Below are 25,076 nucleotides of genomic sequence, written 5' to 3' on the forward strand. Positions count from 1 at the left end.
TTCGCGTTTATCGAAACCCACACGGAAACACAGTCCTGTGACACTGGAACAGAATTACACGGCCATCCTGGGACAACTGGGCGAAGATGTCTCACGCGAAGGCCTGCTCGATACACCCAAGCGTGCAGCCAAAGCCATGCAGTACCTGTGTCGCGGTTACACGCAGACCCTCGAGGAAGTGACCAACGGAGCGCTGTTCAGCTCTGACGCCAGTGAAATGGTCATGGTCAAGGACATCGAGCTGTACTCGCTGTGCGAGCACCATCTGCTGCCGTTCATTGGCAAGGCTCACGTGGCCTACATTCCCAAGGGCAAAGTGCTGGGCCTTTCGAAAGTAGCGCGCATCGTCGACATGTATGCACGCCGCCTGCAGATCCAGGAAAATCTCAGCCGCCAGATCGCCGAAGCCATCCAGCAGGTCACCGGGGCGCTGGGCGTTGCAGTGGTCATCGAAGCCAAGCACATGTGCATGATGATGCGCGGCGTCGAGAAACAGAACTCGGCCATGATCACCTCGGTGATGCTGGGTGAATTCCGTGAGAACGCAGCGACCCGCAGCGAGTTTCTCAGCCTGATCAAGTAACGCTCGGCCAGCAGCCCTATCCCATGGCTTCAGGGCTGCTGCTCCATCTCCCTTTTCGCAAGAGGTTCTGATCGTGTTCATGAAAGCCCTCAGGGTCGGTCTCGGCCAACTCGTCATCGGCATCGATTTCCTCACCCGCCCGAGCAAAAAGAAGCGTGACCCGCAGGCTCAGGCTGCGGTGGACCAATCAGCCCAGGACCTGACGCTGTACCAGTTCCACGCCTGCCCTTTCTGCGTGAAGACCCGTCGCACCCTGCATCGCCTCAATGTCCCGGTCGCCCTGCGAGACGCGAAGAATAATGAGCTGGATCGCCAGACACTGCTCAACGAAGGCGGCAAGATCAAGGTGCCCTGCCTGCGCATCGAGGAAGGCGACAAGACGGTCTGGATGTACGAGTCCAAGGTCATCATCGACTACCTGGACAAACGGTTCGGCGCTGCCTGAACCTTAGGCCCGCGCATCGCTAGCGTGGGCATCCTTCCTGCCGACAAGCGACGTAGGTTTTCAACTGCTTGACCCGCACTCTGGTCTGCTCGGCCAGGCATTGCGTTTGAAGCAGTGGCCAGATGGATCCTGAACCCTCCCGCTTACCGACCTGATACAGGCAATCGGCGTCACGCAAGGCAATCCATTTGCGCTGGGCGTCCTTGAGCGCCTGCTTCTTTGCCGGGCTTTTCAGCCAGCTCATCTGCGCGGTGTACTGCGTGTTCAGATCAGCATCCAGTGCCGCCAGCTCTTTGGCTGCGCACTGATTCATGCTCGCCTGATTGGCATCGCAATCCTCGGCCTGGGCCGAACAACCTACGCCTAGCGCCATCAGGGCGGCGAGAAGGGTTATGGCAAAACGCATGGACGTATTCCTTTCCAATGTCTGTCACCCTTTCTGAAGAGCGACGAGACTTGCTGCAAACAGTGCAGCGCTCACACAGCAGCTGCACTCAGTCCAGCATCCCCACATACCCCGGCTGATCCTTGACCCGATCCAGCCACTTGCGGATGCCAGAATAAGGCGCCAGGTCGAAACCGCCCTGATGCGCCACATGGGTGTAAGCATAGAGCGCGATGTCTGCAATGGAGAAGCTGTCGCCCACCAGGAACGGCGTACGATCCAGTTGCTGCTCCATCACAGCGAGCGCGCGATAGCCGGACTTCTGCATGGCGCGGTATTCAGCCATGCGCTCGGCGGGCAGGCCCAGGTAGAACTGGATGAAACGGGCAACCGCCACCGAGGGCTCATGGCTGTACTGCTCGAAGAACTGCCATTGCAGCACTTGAGTACGCAGACGCGGCTCGGTGGGCAGGTAGGCCGTACCGTCGGCGAGGAAATTGAGAATCGCGTTGGACTCCCACAGACACGTCCCATCGTCCAGTTCCAGAACCGGAATCTTGCCGTTGGGGTTCTTCTCCAGAAAAGCCGGGGTCTGGGTCTCGCCGTTGAGAATATCGACAGGCACCCATTGATACTCACTGCCCAACAGGCTGAGCATCAGCTTGATCTTGTAGCAGTTGCCCGAATTGTAATCGCCGTAAACCTTGTACATCGCCCTGCCCCTTTTTGTGGCTGAAGTCCCTGCTGATCGAATCGAATCAGGCTGCCTTGAGATTCTGTGCGGTACGCACGACACACGCCAGCCGCTTCACGCCTTCGTCCAGCCGCGCCGGGTCGATGTGGCTGAAGTTGAGCCTGAGATGACCATGATTGGCGTCCGGGTCGGCGAAAAACGGTTCGCCCGGCATGAACGCTACGTCCTGAGCCAGCGCGGCATCAAGCAGAGTGCGAGTATCCAGCGGCTGACGCAAGGTCAGCCAGAAAAACAAGCCGCCTTGCGGGCTGTTCCATTCGGCCAGATCGCTGAAATGCGCCTGCAAGGCACTCTCGAACGCATCACGTCGGCTGCGATAGAACTCGCGCAGGGTCAGCAAGTGCTCACGATAGTGGTCAGTACCGATCCACTGCAAGGCCTGCCACTGCCCGAGACGGTTGGTGTGCAGGTCAGCCGACTGCTTGAGGCGCAGCAGATGCGGAAAAAGATCCGCGCTGGCAATCAGGTAACCGACGCGCAAGCCTGGCAGCAGGGTCTTGGAGACCGTCCCGGTGTAGATCCAGCTGGACTTCTTCAGGCGGCTGACAATCGGCTGGGCACTGCCGCCGTCGAAGCTCAGTTCGCGATAAGGTTCGTCCTCGATCAGGGTCACGCCGAACTCATCGAGCAAAGCAGCGACGGCCTCGCGACTGGCCTCGCTGTAGCGCACGGCCGAGGGGTTCTGAAAGGTCGGTATCAAGTAAGCGAACGCTGGCCTGTGCTGCTCAAGACGCTGGCGCATCGCAGCCAGGTCCGGGCCGTCGGCCTGCAACGGGACGGTGATGCAGTCAGCACCGAACAATTGAAAGATCTGCAAAGCGGCCAGATAGGTCGGCGCTTCCAGCAGGATTTCAGTGCCTTTGTCGATATACAGTTTGGCTGCCAGATCCAGCGTCTGTTGCGAGCCGCTGACCACCAGCACCTGACTGGCGTCACAAGCGATCCCCAGCGCTCTGGCCTCAGCCGCCAGCGCTTCGCGCAGTGCCGGCTCGCCTTCGCTCATGCCGTATTGGCCCAGCGCCACAGGCATTTGCGCCCATTGCACCTTGGGCAGCATCGACTCGGCAGGCAGGCCACCGGCAAACGACATCACTTCCGGACGCTGTGCAGCGGCAAGAATCTCGCGGATCAGAGAACTTTTCAGACGGGAAACGCGTTCGGAGAATGGCATGAGAATATCCCTGGCCGAGCCAAATAAAAATGAGTCAAACTTGTTGACTCAAATTACGCCACGCCACCCGGATACGTCAACATGCTTGACCTTAAAAACACTGCCGATCAGCAACGCGCCATGGAAGCCTTCTTCTTCGGCTATCAGGCGTTTACCGCCAAAGCCGACGAAATGCTCGACAAGCGTGGGTTCAGCCGTGTGCATCAACGCATCGTTTTCTTCATCGCGCGTTACCCAGGCCTGAGTGTCAAAGAGTTGCTGACGGCGCTGGGCGTCAGCAAGCAGGCGCTCAACGCGCCCTTGCGGCAACTGATCGCCATGGACCTGGTGCGCAGCACCACCGGACAGACCGACAAGCGCAAACGGCTGCTGGAGCTGACCGAGGAAGGGATGAAGTTTGAGCACTCCCTGCGACGCGAGCAGGTGAAACTGCTGCAACGGGTGTTTGCCGACGCAGGCCAGGCCGCTGTCGATGGCTGGATGGCTGTCAATGAAGCACTCGGCCTGACCCTGCAATCCAGCGCACGGCCGACCGGGTCTGACGTCGACTGATTGCGCAGCGTACCGCCCCATGCCAACTGTTCTGGCGTTTAGTTGGTTCGCTGTATCGTAAGGTGCTTCGACGATACGTTTAGGCTGAGCGCTCTTTGCCACCGCCTGCCTGTTCAAGGAAAGACCTGCATGAACGAGACCCTCAAGCTGCCCTTGCGTCCATTGGCAGACTCGTCGCCCTCAGCCGTGGTTGCCGGCTTCATCGCCATGATGACCGGCTGCACCAGCTCGCTGGTGCTGATGTTTCAGGCCGGGCAGGCCGCCGGGCTGACCAACATGCAGATTTCGTCGTGGCTGTGGTCGTTGTTCATGGGCATGGCGGTATGCAGCATCGGTCTTTCGCTTCGCTATCGCGCGCCCATCACGGTTGCCTGGTCGACGCCAGGTGCTGCGCTGTTGATCACCAGCCTTGGCGGTGTGACCTACCCGCAAGCCATCGGCGCATTCATTACTTGCGCGATTCTGGTCACGCTGTGTGGCCTGACCGGCAGTTTCGAGCGGATGGTCAAACGTCTTCCGGCATCGCTGGCGGCGGCATTGCTGGCCGGGATTCTGTTCAAGATCGGCAGCGAGATTTTCATCGCTGTCCAGCATCGCACCAGTCTGGTGATGGGCATGTTTGTGACGTATCTGGTCATCAAACGCCTTTCGCCGCGCTACTCGGTTTTGGCAGCCTTGCTGGTCGGCGTGATGCTCTCGGGCATGCTTGGGCTATTGAATTTCAGTGGCCTGGCGCTGGAGGTGGCTGTGCCGGTCTGGACAACGCCTGAATTCTCGCTGGCGGCGACCATCAGCATCAGCATCCCGTTATTCGTGGTGGCCATGACCTCGCAGAATATGCCGGGCGTTGCGGTATTGCGCGCCGACGGCTACCACACGCCCTCCTCGCCGCTGATTTCAGTGACGGGTATCGCGTCGCTGCTGACGGCCCCGTTCGGCGCTCACGGGGTTAACCTGGCCGCAATCAGCGCCGCGATCTGCACCGGCCCACATGCCCATGAAGACAAGGCCAAGCGTTACACGGCAGCCATCTGGTGCGGGATTTTCTACGGCATCGCCGGGATCTTTGGTGCAACCCTGGCCGCTCTGTTCAGCGCCTTTCCAAAAGAGCTGGTGCTGTCGATAGCGGCACTGGCGCTGTTCGGCTCGATCATCAACGGCCTGACCGTGGCGATGGCCGAACCCAAAGAGCGCGAAGCGGCATTGATCACTTTTATGGTCACCGCTTCGGGGCTGACGCTGTTTTCGATTGGCTCGGCCTTCTGGGGCATCGTGGCAGGTGTATTGACCCTGCTGATCCTCAGCCCGCGCAAGGCCGGATGATCACAGCGCAGCGGGCCTGTCAAAGCCGGAAATGCCCGACCATGCCCTTGAGCTCGTTGCCCAGTGACGCCAGTTCGATACTCGAGGCCGTGTTGCCCTGCATCGCCAGCGCGGACTGATCGGCGCTGGCGCGAATGCTGGTCACGCTGCGATTGATTTCCTCGGCCACCGAGCTTTGCTGCTCGGCAGCGGCCGCAATCTGCTGGTTCATCTGCTGAATCATCGACACCGCCTCGGCAATACTGCCCAACGCATGCTCAGTTTGTAGCGCATCGTTAACAGCCAGCTTCACCAGTTCGCCGCTGCTCTGGATCTGCAGGACAGATGATTGCGCGCCGTTGCGCAGGCGGGTCACCAGCGTTTCGATTTCCTCTGTGGACTGCTGAGTGCGTTTGGCCAAGGCACGCACCTCATCGGCCACCACCGCAAACCCACGGCCCTGCTCGCCAGCTCGGGCAGCTTCGATGGCTGCGTTGAGCGCCAACAGGTTAGTCTGTTCGGCAACACTTTTGATCACGCCCAGCACCTGGCCGATGTTCTGGATTTCAGCGCTCAGGCTCTCAATGCTTTGACTGGCGGACGCCGAAGAGCTGGCCAGTTGCTCGATGCGCTGCAGGCTCTGGCGCACGATGGTCTGTCCGCTGCCGACCTTGGCGTCAGCCGTTTGCGCCGCCAGCGCGGCTTCTTCGGCATTACGCGCCACGTCATGGACGGTGGCAGTCATCTGGTTCATGGCCGTTGCCACCTGCTCGGTCTCTTCCTTCTGGCTGTTGACCTCAAGATTGGTCTGCTCAGTGACCGCCGACAATGAATGCGCCGAACTGGACAGCAACTCGATTCCCGATTGCAACCCGCTGACAATACTGCTCAAACCCGCGCCCATCTGCTGCATCGCGCTCATCAATTGGCCGATTTCATCGCGCCGGGTAACCGGCTCGCTGCTGCGCAGGTCCCCGGCAGCGATACGCTGCGCAAAGCCGATCACCGTGCGCAACGGTGCGACGATCAGCCGGGTGATCAACCACGAGGCAAGCAACCCCACCAGCAACGCAACCACAGAGAAACCAATAATTTGCAGCGTGCTGTCGGCAATCTGGGTCTGCATGGATTGATCTTCGGCGGTATAGACCTGCTGCACCAGATCCGTTACCTGCCGTGCATTGGCGGCCAATTGACCTGAAATCTCGGCCTCTGTGGCCAGCAGACCGGTGTATTCACGAAGTTTTTCGGTGAAGTTGACGATGTGTGTGCTGACTTCACCCAGCACCGTCAGGTAGCCGTCGTCCTTGATCAGACCTTTTAGCTCCTCGGCCAGCGCACTGGCCTGATCAGCCTGCTCGATCGTGCCGGTTTTTGCGGCATCACCCGACGCGGTGCGACGGCTCTTGTCCAGCCGGACTCTGGCCTCGTCCATAGCCTGCAACATCAGACGAGCCACCTGACTGACCTTGTTAGCCTGCTCGATGAACTCCGCGCCTTGCTGCCCTTGGGAATCTTTGAGCGTCCAGGTGCCATCATCGGCAAGACCGGCCTGCAACACATCAAGATTATTGGCCACGCTAGACACGGACCAGTTGGCCATTTCCAGGGCCAGGTCCTTGCTCTGACTGATGTCCACAAACTGATCGAAAGATTTGCGGTATGCCGCCAGCGCCTGCTGCACTTGCCCCATCATCGCTTCGCTGGACGGCGACCGGGCCTTGACGGCCTCGGCCAGTGCGCTCAATTCCTCGACACCGACATGCAGCTGCTCGACCGTTTTGGGATTGCTGTGCAAGGCATAGTCCTGTTCGAGCAAGCGCACCTTGAGCAAGCCGTTGTTGAGCGACGACATCTGCTTGAGATCGTCGAAACGCAGCCCGACATTCTTGAGCGACCATACGCCGATGGCCGCGACCCAAGCCGTCAACAGCAATACCAGGAAGAAACCCAGGCCCAGTTTTTTCGCCATGCCCAAATGGGCAAATCTGCGTTGCGCAGCCGAAATCATAGCACTCGACCCCTGATCGAAGAGGCAAGGCATCGTTGCCTCGCGTGGCCTACATGACTGGATCATTAACAGTCGTGCAGATTCTCAACGGGTGGAGCCGGGCACAAGTCTTTGACGTCGAAATAATGGCAAAGAGCTATGCGGGGGTCGCTTTCAGAATGGTCGGACGATAACGCCTCAATCGCGGGCGGCCGGGGCGACCAGCAGCGTGCCCGCATCGGCGTCGAGAACGGCCTGGGTTCCGAGTGGAACCGCCTGATTGACGTCGCCATGACCCACCGGCAACCCGCCAAGCACGGGAATACCCAAATGACCAAGGCGCTCTGCCAGGACATGAGCAGGGCTGATGGTTCCACCCGTATTGGCAGCCGGGCTGAACTCGCCCAGTGCGATGCCTGCCAGACGGTCAAGAATCCCGCAGTTGCCCAGATGCGTGAGCATGCGGTCTACCCGATACGCGGCCTCACCCACCTCTTCGAGCAATAGAATTGCGCCGGTGAGGTCGGGCATGAAAGGCGTACCGAGCGACGTGCTGAGGATGCAGAGATTGCCGCCCAGCAAAACACCCTGCGCGGTTCCGCGGGTTCGCACACTGGCCGTTGGCGCAGCAGCGTCTGACGTGAGCAGAACAGGCTCGGTACTCATCAATACATGACGCATGCCGCTGGCGAAAAGGCCGCCGCGCTCCAGTTGGGTGGCAACCGGGCCATGAATACTCGCCACGCGTGCGTGAGTCCAAAGCGCGCCGTGCAAGGCGGTGATGTCGGAAAAGCCGGTGACCAGCTTCGGATCGCGGCGAACGGCGTCCATGTCGACCTGCTGAACGATCCGCTGCATGCCATAGCCGCCCCGGCTGCATATCACGGCCCGGATTTCAGGATCGGCCAGCGCAGCATTGAGGTCGGCAAGGCGCTCTTCGTCCGTACCTGAATAGAAAGAATGCTTACCCAGTGCATGGGGATAGACCTGCGGTCGCAGGCCCCAGCTTTTGAGGACTTCGACAGCCGATTCGATCTTGCGCGGATCCACAGGCCCGGCAGGCGATACCAAGGCGACGGCGTCGCCCGTACGCAGAACCTGAGGGTGAAGGGTGTTCGAATTCGTGGATAACATGCCCGTGATCCGTACTTCAATGAACGGCCAATGTAGAGCACTGAGCGGGACGACTCAAGGCGCACAGTTCCTCTGCACAAAGGTGACGTATATCAATTTGAACGCAGCCGCCCGACCGGACTCCTATCAAGCATATGGATCAGACGGCATTCGCCCAACGATCGCCGCTTGCCTCGGCTACTGTCCGAGGCTTGAATCACTTTTTGACTTTTCAGGAGACCCTGCCATGACTGACCAGACCAATCGCCAGTTCCTGCTCGCCAAACGCCCTTCCGGGGCTGTACGCCGTGATGATTTCACTTATCAGGAAGTGCCCGTCCCGGCCTTGGCAGAGGGTCAGATTCTGCTCAGAAACAAGTACCTGTCGCTGGACCCGGCCATGCGCGGCTGGATGAATGAAGGCAAGTCCTACATCCCGCCTGTGCAGCTTGGAGAAGTGATGCGCGCGTTGGGCGTGGGTGAAGTCATCGAATCGAAGAACCCGAAATTCGCCAAGGGTGATCACGTACAAGGCGCCATCGGTGTTCAGGATTACTTCGTCGGCGAGCCCAAGGGGTTCTACAAAGTCGACACCAGCCTCGCACCGCTGCCGCTGTATCTTTCGGCACTGGGCATGACGGGCATGACGGCGTATTTCGCGCTGCTGGATGTTGGCCTGCCAAAAAGCGGCGACACCGTGGTGATTTCCGGCGCAGCCGGTGCCGTGGGCAGCATTGCCGGGCAAATCGCCAAGCTTAAAGGGTGCCGCGTAGTCGGGATCGCCGGCGGCAAGGAAAAATGCAGCCTGCTGACTGAAGAGCTCGGTTTCGATGCGGCCATCGACTACAAGGCCGAGAACGACATTCACAAGGCATTGAAGCGCGAATGCCCGGATGGCGTGAATGTGTATTTCGATAACGTGGGCGGCGACATTCTGGACGCCGTGCTCAGCCAACTGGCCGTGGGCGCTCGGGTGGTGATTTGCGGTGCCATCAGTCAGTACAACAGCACCACCGCCGTCAAAGGGCCGGCCAACTACCTGTCACTGCTGGTGAACCGTGCGCGGATGGAAGGCTTCGTGGTTCTGGACCATGCTGCTCGCTTTGGCGAGGCCGGCAAGGAACTGGCAAGCTGGGTCAAGGAAGGCAAGATCAAGAGCAAGGAACACATCGTGGAAGGCCTTGAGACCTTCCCTGAAACCCTGCTCAAACTGTTCAGCGGCGAGAACTTCGGCAAATTGATGCTGAAAGTGGATTGAAGTCACACCGACCGGATGATCATGCCAACGCGCTGCGTTGGCGTGACGCCCGTGCCGCTGAGCGTCTTGGCTGCATTCCCCACTCCCCTCCTTTCGTCAGCAGGCTCGCGCCTGCTGACTGTCAGTCAGGACAGCCAATTACGCCAGCTCGGCAACCACCGCCGCCAGCGCCTTGGCAGGATCAGCCGCCTGGCTGATCGGGCGGCCAATGACGAGGTAGTCCGAACCTGCGTCCAGCGCCTGACGCGGGGTCAGGATGCGACGTTGATCGTCCTGCGCGCTGCCAGCAGGACGAATGCCTGGGGTGACCAGTTGCAATGACGGGTGAGCGCTCTTCAAAGCTTGTGCTTCAAGCGCCGAACACACCAGACCGTCCATACCTGCCTTTTGCGCCAGTGCCGCGAGACGCAGCACCTGCACCTGCGGATCGATATCCAGACCGATACCTGCCAGATCCTCCCGCTCCATGCTGGTCAGCACCGTTACGCCGATCAACAACGGCTGCGGACCAGTGCGCTGATCAAGCACTTCGCGGCAGGCCGCCATCATGCGCAGGCCGCCCGAGCAGTGAACGTTGACCATCCACACCCCCATCTCTGCGGCAGCCTTCACTGCCATGGCGGTGGTGTTGGGAATGTCGTGGAATTTGAGGTCCAGAAACACTTCAAAACCCTTGTCTCGCAGGGTTTCGACGATATCCGATGCGCAGCTGGTGAACAGTTCCTTGCCGACCTTGACCCGGCACAGCGTGGGATCGAGCTGATCAGCCAGGCGCAGTGCGGCCTCACGGGTCGGGAAATCCAGGGCGACGATGACAGGAGTCTGGCAGGCGGACATGAGCGGGTTCTCAGGTAAGTCGAAATCGGCGCGCATTGTAGCCGAACCCGTGGACGGACGGGACCCGTAGGTCGGTATTTACCGTACACCCTCCTCTGCACTTGCAGCGAACACGGCCATGCCTGCGCGCACCAAAGCCGCACATCCAAGTGAATCGATTCACTCATGCGTTCTGCAAACGACCTCTTTTGAAGCAATACGACGGTTCGTCGTGCACTGGCACGGGGTCTGCAACAAGATATTTCGACAGTTTTTGAACCTCAGGGAGATAACAATGAGTACTCAACTCAAGCCAACGCTAGGCACGCTGCACTTATGGGGGATTGCCGTCGGGCTGGTGATTTCCGGCGAATACTTCGGCTGGAGCTACGGCTGGGGCGTCGCCGGCACCTTGGGGTTTCTGGTAACAGCGCTGATGGTCGCGACGATGTACACCTGCTTCATCTTCAGCTTCACTGAGCTGACCACCGCCATTCCCCACGCTGGCGGTCCGTTTGCCTACAGCCGTCGTGCCTTCGGAGAAAAAGGTGGCCTGGTCGCTGGCATGGCCACGCTGATCGAGTTCGTGTTCGCGCCACCGGCCATCGCGCTGGCGATCGGCGCATACCTGAATGTGCAGTTTCCAACGCTCGACCCAAAACACGCTGCAGTCGGTGCCTACATCGTGTTCATGGCCCTCAACATCATGGGCGTGAAGCTGGCGGCGACCTTTGAACTGGTGGTGTGCATTCTGGCCGTTGCCGAACTGCTGGTGTTCATGGGCGTGGTCGCGCCGGCCTTCAGCTTCAGCAATTTCGCCCTCAATGGCTGGGCAGGCTCACAGACGTTCGGCCCTGAAGCCATCGCGGGCATGTTCGCAGCGATCCCGTTCGCCATCTGGTTCTTCCTGGCGATCGAAGGCGCAGCCATGGCGGCCGAGGAAGCTAAAGATCCGAAGCGTACCATTCCCAAAGCCTACATCAGCGGTATCCTGACCCTGGTGATACTGGCGCTGGGTGTGATGCTTTTTGCCGGCGGCGTGGGCGACTGGCGTACCCTGTCCAATATCAATGACCCGCTGCCGCAGGCGATGAAAGCCGTAGTCGGTGACAGTTCCGGCTGGCTGCATATGCTGGTGTGGATCGGCCTGTTCGGCCTGGTCGCCAGCTTTCACGGGATCATCCTGGGCTACTCGCGCCAGTTCTTCGCCCTGGCACGCGCCGGGTACCTGCCGGCTTCGCTGGCCAAACTGTCTCGCTTTCAGACCCCTCACCGGGCAATCATTGCAGGCGGCCTGATCGGCATTGCAGCCATTTACAGCGATGGGCTGATCAACCTGAGCGGCATGACGCTGACCGCGGCGATGATCACCATGGCGGTCTTCGGCGCCATCGTGATGTACATCATGAGCATGCTCAGCCTCTTCAAGCTGCGCAAGACCGAGCCGCTGCTGGAGCGCTCGTTCCGTGCCCCCGGCTATCCGATCGTGCCCGGCATTGCCCTGGCACTCGCGGTGGTATGCCTGATTGCAATGGCCTGGTTCAACATGCTGATCGGCCTGATCTTTCTGGGGCTGATGGCAATCGGTTTCATCTACTTCAGCCTGACCGCCAAATCCCGTGCCGATGCGCCTGCCGACGCCATGCTGACCGGCCACTGACACCATCCCTGCGCGTAACCTTGCGGCCGCACGCGATTTGATCGCGCGCGGCCTCTGCATGACGCTTACACTTGAACCATTGAGCAGCCTCAGCGCTCAAACCGGTATCACAAGAAGGAGAGCGTTATGCCCTGGTATGCCTGGTTAATCCTGTTGGTCGCAATCGGCTCGATCGTAGGTGGCCTGATGATGCTGCGCGACACAGCAAAGAAGGTGCCTTTGACCGAAGAACAACTCAAGCGCGTCCATGAGCGCAATGCTGAAATGGATGCCAAGGAAGCCAAGGACCGCTGAAGTTGCCAGGATGACAGGCCGTGTACCTGTCATCCGCCCCTCTCTGCACACGCCGCGTTAGTGGATCGCCTCTACATTGCCCGTATCCACAACCTTGATATGCAGCGGCTGGAAGATGGCCGCCAACTGCCCGCTTTTACGCAACTGTTGAAACAATGAATTGAACCGGGCGGCGTTGATAGCACTTCCAGGCCGTATCAGTGCGTACTGTCGGTAAATCTGGTCTATACGATCCGACACCAATAGTTTCGAGGCTTCATCCCTGTTGTGTGCCATGAAATCGATCAGGTACGAGCGTGTGATCGGCGCTATATCTGCTCGTCCACGCGTCACCATCAGCAGGTTACTGTCGTGCGAATACGTCGACGTGACGTTGAAATGCTCGCTCAGGTATTTCTGATCGGCATTGAAGTTGGCAAAGCCGTAGTGGTACCCACTGAAAATAGCCAGACGTTTGCCTGACAGGTTGTCGAAATACTCCTGACCGCGCCCTTCCAACCGCATAGCCACATACACTTCGGCGTCTTCAAGACCCAGATCCACCGTTTCGTGAGCGATGGACTTCCAGCCCCAGTCGGGGTTTTCGAAAATCGCGATATCGAAACGGCCTTCGGAGAAGTCGCGGAACCGGCGCGGCACGGAGGTGGGCACCATGATGAAATCATAATCGTCCTGCTCTGCATTCAGCGCAGTCACCAGCATCGGCAGCAGCCCTGCGTCCTCACCTCGTTCCGGGCGCACCATGTAAGGCGGGAAATGCACGGCAGCGACACGCACGATCTGCGCCGCTGCAGCCTGTGTGGCCATGAACAGGGAAGTCACCAGAAAGAGTCCCAGCGCCGCCCTACGTGTCACGCCATCAATTACCACTGCAGGTTTCATCATAAGAAACGATATCGAATAAAACCCCACACGCTATGCGGTTTCGAAGGTTTAAACAACTGTCGTTTGAAGCAGGCAAGTATCGATTCAGCCTTGACGTGCAGATCACGTGTTGCGCGTCCTTGACACAAGGCACCAATACCGGATTTCAGTGTCGATGTTAGGGTTGGTCAGTGGCTGGAAATGAGGACTGCCCCGGCGGGCATCTCCGGCTGAATGTGGCTACGCTCAATGGATCAATACTGGATGGGAGCTTGACGATGCCGCATTGGCTGGTGATTGACCTGGAGGCCACCACCGAAGAGGGAGGCTGGCCGGTCGCTGAAATGGAAGTCATCGAGATCGGCGCGACACTGGTCAATCAGGACGGCCGCGAGCTCGATCACTTCGAGCGCTTCGTGCGCCCGGCACGCAGGCCGTTGCTGACCCACTTCTGTCGGGAGCTGACCCACATCAGCCAGGCGAACATCGACAGTGCCGCGCCTATCACGGCTGTGTGGCCGATGTTCGAACGCTGGCTGAGCCATCACCGGGCCCGGGTCGTCGGCTGGGCAAGCTGGGGCGACTACGACCGCAAGCAGCTGGAGGAGGAATGGCGAAGGCACGAGATCAGCAGCGCCCTGTCCGACATGCCCTACGTCAATCTGAAACAACGATTTGCGCAGGCGCGCCAATTGCAACGGCCGCTCGGGCTCAATAGCGCTTTGCAACTGGCGGGCATGCAGTTCACCGGACAACAACACCGGGCGCTGGTGGACGCGCGCAATACCGCCCGACTGTTGCCGCTCATCCTGCCTAACTGAGGTCACAACGCTCTCGTGCAGGGCGTTTCAATAACGTGACGAGATTTCCCGTGTTGGGCATACTGGCCAACCCTTTTTGACCCTTTCACAAGGAATCGCCCATGTTCAAGGTTAACGAATACTTCGACGGCACCGTCAAATCCATCGCGTTCAGCCAGGCTGAAGGTCAGGCAACAATCGGTGTAATGGCGGCGGGCGAATACGAGTTCGGAACAGCTCAGCGTGAAGTCATGCACGTGATCTCCGGTGAACTGAGCGTGAAGCTTCCCGACAGTACCGACTGGGAAACCTTTGCCACCGGTACTCAGTTCAACGTACCTGCCAACAGCAAGTTCCAGCTCAAGGTCAGCGTCGACACCGCTTACCTGTGCGAGTACCGCTGACAGCCTCAAGTGGGAGGGCCTGTCCTCCCACTGTTTGCATCACGGTGCAAAGCCCTACCCTGCCTCATCCATTCCGACATTGAACTGCAACGCTGCCAGTCTCGCGTACAACGGGTTACTGGCGATCAGTTGCTTGTGCGTGCCGACCGCCACCAGATGCCCTTTGTCCATCACCGCAATGCGATCCGCGTTCTGCACGGTGGCCAATCGGTGGGCAATGACCAGCGTGGTACGGCCTTTCATCAGGCTGGGCAGCGCCTGTTGAATCAGGTGTTCGCTCTGCGCGTCCAGCGCACTGGTGGCCTCATCCAGCAACAGGATAGGTGCGTCGACCAACAGCGCCCGGGCGATGGCCAGACGCTGGCGCTGACCGCCGGACAACCCCAGACCTCCATCACCAAGGTGGGTCTCGTAGCCTTGGGCCATGTCCATGATGAACTCATGAGCGTGAGCGATACGCGCAGCCGCCTGCACCTGATCAGGCGTCGCTGCGGCATTGCCATAACGAATATTGTCCTCGATGCTGCCAAAAAACAGCGCCGGCGTCTGTGAAACGAAGGCGAAGCAACGACGCAGGTCAGCCGGATCCAATTGATTGAGCGGCAAGCCTTCCAGCAGCAGGCGTCCCTGCTGAGGATCGTAAAATCTGAGCAGCAGGTCGAACAGCGTTGACTTGCCAGCGCCTGACGGGCCAACCAATGCCAGTGTCTCGCCGGCATTGACGGTCAGTGTCAGGTTGTCGACCGCCTTGCGCTCGGGTCGGGACGGATAGGCAAAACTGACGTTTTCCAGCGCAAGGCGTCCTGTCACGCGCTCCGGTAAGCGTTGCAGCCCCTCGACGGGTGCCGTGATTTCGCTGCGCGACTGAAGCAACTCGCCAATGCGCTCGGCCGCGCCCGCTGCACGCTGCAGCTCGCCGATCACCTCGCTCAATGTGCCGAATGCCATGCCCACCACCAACGCATAGAACACGAACGCGGCCAGTTCGCCACTGGAGATCCGGCCATTGATCACATCCATACCGCCGACCCAGAGCATGATCGCCACGGCCCCGAGCACCAGCACAATCACCAGAGTGATCAGCCAGGAACGCTGCAGGATCCGTTTGCGCGCCGTGTCAAACGCCTGCTCGGCAGTTCGGGAAAACCGCTGTTTGTCCTGCTGCTGATGGTTGTAGGCCTGCACCGTCTTGATCTGCCCCAACGCTTCGGCCACATAGCTGCCTACGTCCGCCACCCGATCCTGGCTTTCACGCGACAGGCTGCGCACACGCCGTCCGAACATGAGAATCGGTGCGATGATCAACGGCAACGCGATGACCACAATGCTGGTGAGCTTGGGATTGGTGATGAACAGCAGGATGATCCCGCCGACCACCATCAGGGCGTTACGCAGGAACATCGACAGGGACGAACCGATGACTGACTGCAACAGGGTGGTGTCGGCAGTCAGTCGCGACTGGATTTCCGAACTGCGATTGTTTTCGTAGAAGCCTGGGTGCAGCTCGATGAGGTGGTCGAAAACGCGCTTGCGAAGATCTGCCACCACACGCTCGCCGATCCAGGACACCAGATAAAAACGCGTGAAGGTGCCGATCGCCAGGCACACGGTCAGGACCATGAACAGACCGATGGAGCGTTCGAGCAGCGCTGCCGAGCGGGTCATGAAGCCCTGATCGACCATCAACTTGATGCCCTGACCCATGGAAAGCGTGATGCCTGCGGTGACAATCAAGGCGAGCAACGCGCCAAAAGCCTGCCACCGATAGGGCGCGATGAACCCCAGGGCCAAGCGAATTGCCTGGCGCTGACGACGGGAAATGACTGAAATCATGAAGCCGGACCTGCCTGGATGTCGGGATGAAAGAATGGCCAGCCTACACCCATCAGGCTCGCGACGCTTCGGCGCACAACACGCAACTGCGCTGAACTTGCGCACCGTCTGACGGGTCATGTTCTACAGGTCATGTGCAAAGGCGGCTTTACAATTGCCCTGTGAAAAATTGATCTAAACGAATGCTGGCAGATCCATATCGATTCTGTTGGACTGAGCCAGCGCCTGAACGGTCGCTCCGTGTCATGGAGCGGTCATCAAGCGCGGCTAATTTCAAACGCTGAAACCTGATGAAAGGAGACACACCATGAGCCTGCAAGACAGCAGCAACGAAGTGACTATCGTTCGTGCCACCCCCAACCTGCCTGTTGGCGGTGCGATTCTCGATCAGGATGGGCGCGAAGTGGTGATTACCGAAGAAATGGTCCAGGCTGCCTGCAAGGCGTGCGACCAACTCTGGGTCAAGCCTGAAAAACAAGACTGACGAACACCGGATGCCTTGAAACCCGACCTCAGTGTCGGGTTTTTTATGTCCCTGCTCAGGACCTGGCGCACTGCACGATGCCTGCGCGGGCTCACACCGGCACGGCCCCCAGCGCAAGAACCAGACGCCTGAGCACCTCGGACTGCCCCTGCAATCGGACCGTCAACCCTTCGATTTCCCGACGCGGCGAATAATGCTTGCGCAGCGCGTCGAAGGCCAGACGCTGGCTGGCCGTGTCACCCACGAGGCTGCGTCTGAAATCGGCATCATCCCGGCGCGGGTCGTAGACGCTGCGGCACAGCATGTTCAACGCCCACACGGGGTCGGTTTGCTCGTCGAGACTGACCTGAGCCAGCCACGGCCGGGGTAACAGATCTTCAAGACGGATCGGGGCAGGCTGGTCAAGAAACATACACAGCGCCTGATAGATCTGCGCCGTGCCACGTTGCCTGCCATCAAGGCTATAACCGGCGATGTGCGGGGTGGCGATCACGCAAAGATCGGCAAGGGCAACATTCACCTCTGGCTCCCCTTCCCACACATCGAGCACGGCCTGCAAATCTTCGCGTGCCATCAGTACGTCATGCAACGCCGCGTTATCGACTACCGCACCTCGACTCGCATTGATCAACCACGCGCCCTGCCTGAGCTGTTCCAGACGCTGTTTGTCGAACACGTGCCAGGTTGGCTGATCGCCGTCTCGGGTAAGCGGGGTGTGCAGACTGATCACGTCGCAGCGCTGCATGATTTCATCGAGGCTGACGAAGTCACCGGACTCGGCCGCCTGCCGCGGCGGGTCGCAGACCAGCACATTCCACCCAAGCGCTTTGAGTACCTTGACCAACCGACCGCCCACCTGTCCGGCACCGACCACGCCATAGGTGCGCTGCGCCAGGTCGACACCTTCGATCTCCGCCAGCGTGAGCAGGCTGCCCAGCACATAGTCAACGACACCGCGAGCGTTACAGCCCGGCGCGCTCGACCAACGGATTCCGGCTTCAAGAAAGTACGCCAGATCCAGGTGATCAGTGCCGATGGTGCAGGTTCCGACGAAACGCACCGCACTGCCTTCCAGCAGCTCTCGGGTGACGGGTGTCACAGAGCGCACCAGCAGGATATCGGCATCAGCGATGGCGGCGCGATCGATGGAGCGGCCCGGCAACCGGCGAATCTCGCCAAAATGGGCAAAAAAAGCATCGAGCAGCGGAATGTTTTCGTCAGCGACAATGCGCATGGAGTTCTCTCTGAGGGCGGGCATTGACCCCTGCTCAACGCGAGCAAGGGCGAGCGTCAGCGAACCTGATCAGCCCAGTTTCTTGCGGATCCAGTACAGAAAGGTCCCGTCACCGGCCTGCTGCTCAATCAGTTCATGGCCGAGGAAAACGCAGAACTTGGGAATGTCGCGGGTGGTCGACGGGTCGGTCGCAATCACCTTGAGCAACCCGCCAGCCGGCAGGTCTCGCACTTTCTGGTGCAGCATCATCACAGGTTCCGGACAGAATAGCCCGCTGGCATCCAGAACGGCGTCAACGGTGAGGCTTTCGATGGATTCAGACATGGGGTGCTCCAGAAACGGGTGGCCATTGTCGCTTAATTCACACGCTCAAGTCAGCCCTTGCGCGGGCGTGCGGTCTTGGCAACGTCCAGTCTGCGCAAGTGGCAAGTGACCTCCTCACGATCGTGATAGAGCTGCTTGCAACCGATTGATACGCGCACACCCCGCTCCTTGAAGCCTTCCTCGATCCGGTCAAGCAGACGGCGTACTTCAGCGTAGCGCTGTTTCATCGGCAGCTTGAGGTTGACCACCGCTTCGCGGCACAAACCTTCACCCAGCCAGGTCTCCAGCAGCGCCGCATTACGTGCGGGCTTCTCGACAATGTCACAGACCATCCAGTCCACTGGCTGACGAGGCTTGTAGGTAAAACCGTCGGCCATTAGGTGCTGGACCAGCCCGGTGTCCATCAGGCTTTCGGCCATCGGACCGTTGTCGATGGCCGTCACCAGCATGCCGCGTCGCACCAATTGATACGTCCATCCGCCAGGTGCAGCGCCCAGATCCACGCCGGTCATGTCGCCAGAGAGACGCTCCTCCCATTGATCCCGAGGAATGAAGTGATGCCAGGCTTCCTCCAGCTTCAGTGTCGAGCGGCTGGGTGCCTCGCGGGGAAACTTCAAGCGCGCAATGCCCATCGGCCACATCGCCGAGTTGCCTGCATCGGCAAGCCCCAGGAACACTTCTCGACCGCTTTTAAAGGTCAGCAGCAGACGCGGCTTGCGCGGATCGTCGATCAACTTGCCCGCCTGGGTCAGTGCCTTGCGCAGCGGCGCTTCGAACTTCTTGCAGAAATTCGACAGTTCCTTGCCATCGTTGGTGTCCACGACTTCCAGCCACAGGCTGCCGCATACCGGGAAAGCAGCCATTTGACCGAGGATGACGCTGATGCGGTCGGTTTCCGGCAGATCGAGAAACATGCCGCGCGCCCACTGCCGAGGGAAAATCAGCTGATCGAAACGCTGGCCATTCATCATGCGCTCGGCGCCGTCAGGCTCGCTGCAGATGAATTCGGCGCAAGCCGTGTTGGGTCGCGCCTTGGCGTAACCGGCGATGTCCAGGCGCGCAGCATGGTCGGCGATCTCCGAGCAAACCTCGCTTTCGAAACCGGGCCGGCAATGCATAAACAGCGTATTCATGGTGACTCCAGGGCAACAGACACTCGGGCGTAACCCGGCGGACTTCAAAGCCGCGCATGATAACGGAATCAGGAACCACTGGCGCGGGCCGACAGTCCACTAAGCTTGAAGCCTTACGTGACGTCCACGACCTGATGCACCCGGACCCGCGATTTGTCGCTCACAGATTATTCTACAAGGAGCCGTTCATGCCCTCCCTCGATAGCCTGAAAAGCCTGAAAACGCTAGACATCGATAACAAGACCTACCACTACTTCAGCCTTCCCGACGCCGCCCGTTCATTGGGTGATCTGGACAAGCTGCCGATGTCGCTCAAGGTGCTGCTGGAAAACCTGCTGCGCTGGGAAGACGACAAGACCGTCACCGGTGACGACCTCAAGGCCATTGCTGACTGGCTGAAGGACCGCCGCTCCGACCGCGAGATTCAATACCGTCCTGCCCGGGTTCTGATGCAGGACTTTACCGGCGTACCTGCCGTGGTCGATCTGGCCGCCATGCGCGCCGCCATGGCCAAGGCCGGTGGTGATCCGCAGCGTATCAACCCGCTGTCGCCAGTGGACCTGGTGATTGACCACTCGGTAATGGTGGACAAGTTCGGTGATTCGCAAGCGTTCGAGCAGAACGTCGACATCGAAATGCAGCGCAACGGCGAGCGGTACGCGTTCCTGCGCTGGGGCCAGAGCGCCTTCGACAACTTCAGTGTGGTGCCGCCAGGCACCGGGATCTGCCACCAGGTCAACCTGGAATACCTGGGTCGCACGGTCTGGACCAAGGAAGCGGACGGCCGCACCTACGCGTTTCCGGATACCCTCGTCGGCACCGACTCGCACACCACCATGATCAATGGCCTGGGCGTTCTGGGTTGGGGCGTAGGCGGCATCGAAGCCGAGGCGGCCATGCTCGGCCAGCCGGTTTCAATGCTGATCCCCGAAGTGATCGGCTTTAAGCTGACCGGCAAGCTCAAGGAAGGCATCACGGCCACCGACCTGGTGCTGACCGTGACCCAGATGCTGCGCAAGAAAGGTGTGGTCGGCAAGTTCGTCGAGTTTTTCGGTGATGGCCTGGCCGATCTGCCCTTGGCCGACCGCGCCACCATCGCCAACATGGCGCCGGAATACGGCGCAACCTGCGGCTTCTTCCCGGTCGATGACGTGACGCTGGATTACCTGCGCCTGTCAGGTCGTCCGGATGAAACCGTGAAGTTGGTCGAAGCCTATTGCAAGGCACAAGGCCTGTGGCGTCTGGCAGGTCAGGAACCCGTGTTCACTGACAGTCTGGAACTGGACATGAACACGGTGGAGGCGAGTCTCGCCGGGCCGAAGCGTCCGCAAGACCGTGTTGCACTGCCCAATGTGGCTCAAGCGTTCAGCGACTTCCTGGGCTTGCAGGTCAAACCCGCCAAGGTCGAAGAAAGCCGCCTGGAAAGTGAAGGCGGTGGTGGTGTCGCGGTGGGCAACGAGGCTCAAGTTGGCGGTGAAACTTCTTACGAGCACAATGGCCAGACCCATCCATTGAAAGATGGCGCGGTAGTCATTGCCGCCATCACCTCCTGCACTAACACCTCCAACCCAAGCGTCATGATGGCCGCCGGGCTGGTGGCGAAGAAGGCGGTCGAAAAAGGCCTGCAGCGCAAGCCGTGGGTGAAAAGCTCGCTGGCACCTGGCTCCAAGGTTGTCACCGACTACTACAAGGCAGCGGGCCTGACGCAGTATCTGGACAAGCTGGGCTTCGACCTGGTGGGCTACGGCTGCACCACCTGCATCGGTAACTCCGGGCCATTGCTGGAGCCCATTGAAAAGGCTATTCAGCAGTCTGATCTAACCGTCGCCTCGGTGCTGTCGGGCAACCGCAACTTCGAGGGCCGTGTTCATCCGCTGGTCAAGACCAACTGGCTGGCCTCGCCGCCACTGGTAGTTGCCTACGCACTGGCAGGCTCGGTACGCATCGACATCAGCAGCGAGCCGCTGGGCGAAGGCTCGGACGGCCAGCCGGTCTACCTGCGCGATATCTGGCCGACCCAGAAAGAAATTGCCGAAGCCGTGGAAAGCGTCAACACCAGCATGTTCCATAAGGAATACGCCGAAGTGTTTGCCGGTGACGAGCAGTGGCAATCCATCGAAGTGCCGCAAGCGGCGACTTACGTCTGGCAGGAAGACTCGACCTACATTCAGCACCCGCCCTTCTTCGACGACATCGGAGGTCCGTTGCCGGTCATCAAGGACGTCCAGAACGCGCGCATCCTGGCGCTGCTGGGCGATTCGGTAACCACAGACCACATCTCCCCTGCCGGCAACATCAAGGCTGACAGTCCTGCGGGTCGCTACCTGAAGGAAAAAGGTGTCGACTACCAAGATTTCAACTCCTATGGCTCGCGTCGCGGCAACCATGAAGTGATGATGCGCGGCACCTTTGCCAATATCCGTATCCGCAACGAAATGCTCGGCGGCGAAGAAGGCGGCAATACGCTGTACGTTCCGTCCGGCGAGAAGCTGGCGATCTATGACGCAGCCATGCGCTATCAACAGGAAGGCACACCACTGGTGATCATTGCCGGACAGGAATACGGCACCGGCTCGAGCCGCGACTGGGCGGCCAAAGGCACCAACCTGCTGGGCGTCAAGGCGGTGATTGCCGAGAGCTTCGAACGTATTCACCGCTCCAATCTGGTCGGCATGGGCGTGCTGCCGTTGCAGTTCAAAAACGGGCAGACCCGCAAGAGCCTGAACCTGACGGGCAAAGAGACGCTGAACATCACCGGGCTGACGGATGCCGAGGTCCGTCCGGGCATGGGCCTGCAACTGCACATCACGCGCGAGGACGGCAGTCAGGAAACGGTCGACGTGCTGTGCCGTATCGATACGCTGAATGAAGTCGAGTACTTCAAATCCGGCGGCATCCTGCATTACGTGCTGCGGCAGTTGATCGCGTCCTGATAGCCGCGAAGGCACCTGAGACCTCTCAGGTGCCTTCAGAGGGTGTTGTCGGCAATCCCTGGCCATTGGAGCGCTGTAGAATCCCCGATTTCATTCCTCAGGGTTCTTCCTATGGCCTCACGGCACTGGCTGGTATTAAGTCTTCTGGGCATCGGCTACGCACTGGCGCTGTCGTATGGCAGCCTCACCCTTTCAGCGACGCTGGGCTTGAGCTTGCTGATCATCGCTGGCGTGTGCGTGCAGAACGTACGCCCCCGCTACGTTCGCATACTGGGTCATGGTTTGTTCATCCTGACGGGCTCTGCCCTGGCTGTTGGGGCACTGCCGGGTTTCAATAACGCCATTGTCATTGATGCCGTACGGTTTACGCCCGACGCAGCAGTCTTCACGATGGACCTGAATCTGGACAAGCCTTTGATCGGCTTCTGGCTGTTGCTGGCCTGCCCCTGGATTCTGGTCGGCACAGGCACTGCCCACTCACTTAAAGTCGGCGTTCTCGCACTTGTGGTCACATCGGCCTTCTGCATGACGACAGGCGTTCTGCTGGGCATGACGGGCTGGACGCCAAAGTGGCCTGCGCAAAGCACGATCTGGTGGGCAAACAATCTGCTCCTGGTGACCCTGACCGAAGAACTGTTCTTCCGCGCCTATCTTCAAGGCGGTCTGCAACGGTGGCTCGGTTGCGCAAGGTTCGCGACCCCTCTGGCGATTGCCATCACGGCTTGTCTTTTCGGGCTTGCCCATTTGGGCGCCGGATGGGAGTGGGTCCTGGTCGCGGGCATGGCAGGCATCGGTTACGGGGTGGCGTTCCGCTTCGGTGGTCTGCCAGCTGCGGTCATCAGCCACTTCGGGCTGAATCTGGTGCATTTCGGACTGTTTACCTACCCCATGCTGGACCGGTAGCTGCACAGGATGAGACGTGCGCTGCTGACACGATTCAATTTTCGGACTCACCGGTCGATAACACGCAATAGTCTTATTGATCGAAGGACCGAAATCCCATGCGCAATAATCAGCCCATTACTCAACGCGAGCGGACTTTTCCTGCCGAACAACGCCTGATTTCTACTACCGACACCCGCGGTACGATCACCTACTGCAACGAAGCCTTTGTGGAAATCAGCGGGTACAGCCATGAAGAGCTGGTCGGGGCCCCTCACAACACCGTGCGTCACCCTGACGTGCCGCCTGCCGTGTTCGAGCACATGTGGACGACGCTCAAATCCGGTCAGCCGTGGATGGGCATCGTCAAGAATCGCTGCAAGAATGGCGATCACTACTGGGTCAACGCCTACGTGACGCCGATGCTGGAAAACCGTCAGGTGGTGGGTTTCGAGTCGGTGCGCATCAAGCCGACCGCCGAGCAGATCCGCCGCGCCGAAGGGCTTTACACGCGCCTCAATCAGGGCAAAAGCGCGGTGCCAAGCCGTGATAAATGGCTGCCGGTGCTGCAGGACTGGCTGCCATTCATACTCGTCAGCCAACTGGGCTTTCTGATTGGTGCCTGGCTGAACTCACCCTGGGGCTTTGCGTTGGCCGCCGCACTCTCCGTGCCACTGGGGCTGCTAGGGCTGTCGTGGCAACAACGCGGCACCAAGCGCCTGCTGCGCCTGGCCGAACTGACCACTTCCGACCCCTTGATTGCGCAGATGTACACCGACAGCCGTGGCCCACAGGCGCGCCTGGAAATGTCGATCCTCAGTCAGGAGGCACGCATGAAAACCTGCCTGACGCGCCTGCAGGACACCGCCGAACACCTGAACCATCAGGCGCGCCAGTCCAACTCACTGGCCAACGCCAGCTCGACCGGTCTTGAGCGTCAACGTGTGGAAACCGAGCAGGTGGCCGCCGCCATCAATCAAATGGCCGCTACGACTCAAGAAGTCGCCAGCCACGTGAATCGCGCCGCCGAGGCCACCCAACAGGCCAACGAACTGACGCGTCGCGGCCGCGACATTGCCAGCGAGACCCGTGTAGCCATTCAACGCCTGTCGACCTCGGTCGGCGAAACCGGTCTGACCGTAACGCAACTGGCTAAGGACAGTGATGAAATCGGTGGCGTGGTCGACGTCATCAAAGGCATCGCCGATCAGACCAACCTGCTGGCCCTCAACGCCGCCATCGAAGCCGCGCGTGCCGGAGAAATGGGCCGTGGGTTTGCCGTGGTCGCTGACGAAGTCCGCCAACTGGCGCAACGCACGGCCGAATCCACCGGGCAGATCCATGGCCTGATCGCCAAACTGCAGCAGACCGCCAACGACGCCGTCCAAACCATGGACGCCGGTCGACGTCAGGCCGAAGAAGGCGTGGAACGTGTACTGGAAGCCGATCAGGCCCTGGTCGGCATCAGCGAAGCGGTAGCCAACATTACCGACATGACCACTCAGATCGCCACAGCGACGGAAGAACAAAGCTCCGTGGCCGAAGAGATCAACCGCAATATCGCGAACATTGCCGGTCTGGCTGACAAGACTTCGGACGAGGCACACCGCTCGGCAGTACTCAGTGCGGAATTGACGGATACGGCCAATTCGCAATATTCGTTGGTGGAGCGGTTTAATCGGTAAGGAATGAGTGGATTGAAGCGGCCTCGGCAGACTTGGGTTTGCCGGGGCTTTTTGTTGCTTGTAGTTCTGAGAATGCCCCTAGGGAATCTCCGAACAAGTCTTCAAATGTGCTGAAATACGCCTGACCACCTGATCCGAGCCGCCCATGAGCCAGATGAGCTTTTCCGATTTCGAATA

General features: G+C 59.7%; 25 protein-coding genes and 1 pseudogene. 13 read left to right on the top strand and 13 right to left on the bottom strand.

Annotated features, from left to right (window positions below; all coding sequences use genetic code 11):
- The first annotated feature begins 37 nt into the window (after positions 1-37).
- Entirely contained in the window at positions 38-583 is a 546-nt protein-coding gene (folE, locus tag BUB69_RS24090) for a GTP cyclohydrolase I FolE (RefSeq protein WP_024688128.1), read from the top strand.
- A 73-nt stretch (positions 584-656) separates the two neighbouring features.
- The gene (locus BUB69_RS24095; RefSeq protein ID WP_163032062.1) at positions 657-1,028 is read left to right on the top strand and encodes a glutathione S-transferase N-terminal domain-containing protein; all 372 of its coding nucleotides are present in this window, start codon (positions 657-659) and stop codon (positions 1,026-1,028) included.
- A 19-nt stretch (positions 1,029-1,047) separates the two neighbouring features.
- On the opposite strand, the gene BUB69_RS24100 is transcribed toward BUB69_RS24095, so the two are convergent.
- The 3 genes from BUB69_RS24100 to BUB69_RS24110 all read right to left on the bottom strand — a co-directional run bounded on the left by BUB69_RS24100 (position 1,048) and on the right by BUB69_RS24110 (position 3,338).
- Positions 1,048-1,434 carry a lysozyme inhibitor LprI family protein gene (locus tag BUB69_RS24100; protein WP_073171610.1) on the bottom strand — a complete coding sequence of 129 codons (387 nt, stop codon included), beginning with the start codon at positions 1,432-1,434 and terminating at the stop codon, positions 1,048-1,050.
- Positions 1,435-1,522: 88 nt separating this feature from the next.
- The gene (locus BUB69_RS24105) at positions 1,523-2,125 is read right to left on the bottom strand and encodes a glutathione S-transferase family protein (protein ID WP_073171614.1); all 603 of its coding nucleotides are present in this window, start codon (positions 2,123-2,125) and stop codon (positions 1,523-1,525) included.
- Between the two features lie 46 nt (positions 2,126-2,171).
- On the bottom strand, positions 2,172-3,338 hold the full coding sequence (locus BUB69_RS24110; protein WP_073171617.1) for an aminotransferase-like domain-containing protein: 1,167 nt from the start codon (positions 3,336-3,338) through the stop codon (positions 2,172-2,174).
- Positions 3,339-3,419: 81 nt separating this feature from the next.
- Here BUB69_RS24110 and BUB69_RS24115 point away from each other — a divergent pair, with 81 nt between their 5' ends.
- Complete coding sequence (locus BUB69_RS24115; RefSeq protein ID WP_073171620.1) at positions 3,420-3,890, top strand: MarR family transcriptional regulator; 471 nt, start codon at positions 3,420-3,422, stop codon at positions 3,888-3,890.
- 129 nt (positions 3,891-4,019) lie between these two features.
- On the top strand, positions 4,020-5,213 hold the full coding sequence (locus BUB69_RS24120; protein ID WP_073171623.1) for a benzoate/H(+) symporter BenE family transporter: 1,194 nt from the start codon (positions 4,020-4,022) through the stop codon (positions 5,211-5,213).
- A gap of 19 nt (positions 5,214-5,232) precedes the next feature.
- Here BUB69_RS24120 and BUB69_RS29735 read toward each other — a convergent pair whose 3' ends face one another.
- From BUB69_RS29735 to BUB69_RS24130, 3 genes and pseudogenes are all read right to left on the bottom strand, one after another.
- Positions 5,233-6,114, bottom strand: coding sequence for a methyl-accepting chemotaxis protein (locus tag BUB69_RS29735; protein WP_425439402.1), 882 nt, complete (start codon positions 6,112-6,114; stop codon positions 5,233-5,235).
- Positions 6,094-7,269 (bottom strand): annotated as a pseudogene (locus tag BUB69_RS29740) (HAMP domain-containing protein); the annotation flags it as partial. The gene BUB69_RS29735 and the pseudogene BUB69_RS29740, both read right to left, overlap by 21 nt.
- A gap of 111 nt (positions 7,270-7,380) precedes the next feature.
- Positions 7,381-8,316, bottom strand: coding sequence for a S66 peptidase family protein (locus BUB69_RS24130; RefSeq protein WP_073171630.1), 936 nt, complete (start codon positions 8,314-8,316; stop codon positions 7,381-7,383).
- A 226-nt stretch (positions 8,317-8,542) separates the two neighbouring features.
- On the opposite strand from BUB69_RS24130, the gene BUB69_RS24135 reads away from it, so the two are divergent.
- Positions 8,543-9,553, top strand: coding sequence for an NADP-dependent oxidoreductase (locus tag BUB69_RS24135; RefSeq protein ID WP_073171634.1), 1,011 nt, complete (start codon positions 8,543-8,545; stop codon positions 9,551-9,553).
- 138 nt (positions 9,554-9,691) lie between these two features.
- Here BUB69_RS24135 and pyrF read toward each other — a convergent pair whose 3' ends face one another.
- Positions 9,692-10,390 (bottom strand): orotidine-5'-phosphate decarboxylase, encoded by a 699-nt coding sequence (pyrF, locus tag BUB69_RS24140; protein ID WP_163032061.1) that lies wholly within the window; start codon positions 10,388-10,390, stop codon positions 9,692-9,694.
- Positions 10,391-10,664: 274 nt separating this feature from the next.
- Between pyrF and eat the strand changes: the two genes are divergently transcribed.
- Together eat and BUB69_RS24150 are read left to right on the top strand one after the other, a co-directional pair.
- A complete protein-coding gene (gene eat / locus BUB69_RS24145) occupies positions 10,665-12,029 on the top strand; it encodes an ethanolamine permease (RefSeq protein ID WP_073171640.1) in 1,365 nt (454 codons plus the stop codon).
- Positions 12,030-12,155: 126 nt separating this feature from the next.
- Positions 12,156-12,323, top strand: a complete 168-nt coding sequence (locus tag BUB69_RS24150; RefSeq protein WP_032610734.1) for a DUF2897 family protein — start codon at positions 12,156-12,158, stop codon at positions 12,321-12,323.
- A 57-nt stretch (positions 12,324-12,380) separates the two neighbouring features.
- Here the strand turns inward: BUB69_RS24150 and BUB69_RS24155 are convergent, their stop codons facing one another.
- Positions 12,381-13,208 carry a substrate-binding periplasmic protein gene (locus BUB69_RS24155; protein ID WP_084537166.1) on the bottom strand — a complete coding sequence of 276 codons (828 nt, stop codon included), beginning with the start codon at positions 13,206-13,208 and terminating at the stop codon, positions 12,381-12,383.
- Between the two features lie 257 nt (positions 13,209-13,465).
- Between BUB69_RS24155 and BUB69_RS24160 the strand changes: the two genes are divergently transcribed.
- Both BUB69_RS24160 and ppnP read left to right on the top strand, forming a co-directional pair.
- Complete coding sequence (locus BUB69_RS24160; RefSeq protein WP_073171643.1) at positions 13,466-14,008, top strand: 3'-5' exonuclease; 543 nt, start codon at positions 13,466-13,468, stop codon at positions 14,006-14,008.
- A gap of 101 nt (positions 14,009-14,109) precedes the next feature.
- Entirely contained in the window at positions 14,110-14,391 is a 282-nt protein-coding gene (gene ppnP / locus BUB69_RS24165) for a pyrimidine/purine nucleoside phosphorylase (RefSeq protein ID WP_073171646.1), read from the top strand.
- Positions 14,392-14,445: 54 nt separating this feature from the next.
- On the opposite strand, the gene BUB69_RS24170 is transcribed toward ppnP, so the two are convergent.
- Positions 14,446-16,224, bottom strand: coding sequence for an ABC transporter transmembrane domain-containing protein (locus BUB69_RS24170; protein ID WP_073171650.1), 1,779 nt, complete (start codon positions 16,222-16,224; stop codon positions 14,446-14,448).
- A 307-nt stretch (positions 16,225-16,531) separates the two neighbouring features.
- On the opposite strand from BUB69_RS24170, the gene BUB69_RS28960 reads away from it, so the two are divergent.
- Positions 16,532-16,708: a PA1571 family protein gene (locus BUB69_RS28960; protein ID WP_163032060.1), complete on the top strand. Its 177-nt coding sequence runs from the start codon at positions 16,532-16,534 to the stop codon at positions 16,706-16,708.
- A 91-nt stretch (positions 16,709-16,799) separates the two neighbouring features.
- On the opposite strand, the gene pdxB is transcribed toward BUB69_RS28960, so the two are convergent.
- The 3 genes from pdxB to rlmM all read right to left on the bottom strand — a co-directional run bounded on the left by pdxB (position 16,800) and on the right by rlmM (position 19,399).
- Positions 16,800-17,942, bottom strand: a complete 1,143-nt coding sequence (gene pdxB / locus BUB69_RS24175) for a 4-phosphoerythronate dehydrogenase PdxB (protein ID WP_073171653.1) — start codon at positions 17,940-17,942, stop codon at positions 16,800-16,802.
- A 69-nt stretch (positions 17,943-18,011) separates the two neighbouring features.
- Positions 18,012-18,266: a sulfurtransferase TusA gene (gene tusA, locus BUB69_RS24180; protein WP_073171656.1), complete on the bottom strand. Its 255-nt coding sequence runs from the start codon at positions 18,264-18,266 to the stop codon at positions 18,012-18,014.
- A gap of 50 nt (positions 18,267-18,316) precedes the next feature.
- Positions 18,317-19,399 (bottom strand): 23S rRNA (cytidine(2498)-2'-O)-methyltransferase RlmM, encoded by a 1,083-nt coding sequence (gene rlmM / locus BUB69_RS24185; protein ID WP_073171659.1) that lies wholly within the window; start codon positions 19,397-19,399, stop codon positions 18,317-18,319.
- Positions 19,400-19,587: 188 nt separating this feature from the next.
- On the opposite strand from rlmM, the gene acnA reads away from it, so the two are divergent.
- The 3 genes from acnA (at position 19,588) to BUB69_RS24200 (ending at position 24,899) form a co-directional block, all read left to right on the top strand.
- Positions 19,588-22,332, top strand: coding sequence for an aconitate hydratase AcnA (acnA, locus tag BUB69_RS24190; protein ID WP_073171664.1), 2,745 nt, complete (start codon positions 19,588-19,590; stop codon positions 22,330-22,332).
- A gap of 111 nt (positions 22,333-22,443) precedes the next feature.
- Complete coding sequence (locus BUB69_RS24195; protein WP_073171667.1) at positions 22,444-23,235, top strand: CPBP family intramembrane glutamic endopeptidase; 792 nt, start codon at positions 22,444-22,446, stop codon at positions 23,233-23,235.
- A gap of 98 nt (positions 23,236-23,333) precedes the next feature.
- Complete coding sequence (locus BUB69_RS24200) at positions 23,334-24,899, top strand: methyl-accepting chemotaxis protein (protein WP_073171670.1); 1,566 nt, start codon at positions 23,334-23,336, stop codon at positions 24,897-24,899.
- Here BUB69_RS24200 and BUB69_RS29040 read toward each other — a convergent pair.
- Positions 24,889-25,076, bottom strand: a 188-nt coding sequence (locus tag BUB69_RS29040; protein WP_217654480.1) for a hypothetical protein, incomplete at its 5' end; no start/stop codon positions are given. The genes BUB69_RS24200 and BUB69_RS29040 overlap by 11 nt on opposite strands.

The organism is Pseudomonas asturiensis (assembly GCF_900143095.1).
Taxonomy (GTDB): domain Bacteria; phylum Pseudomonadota; class Gammaproteobacteria; order Pseudomonadales; family Pseudomonadaceae; genus Aquipseudomonas; species Aquipseudomonas asturiensis.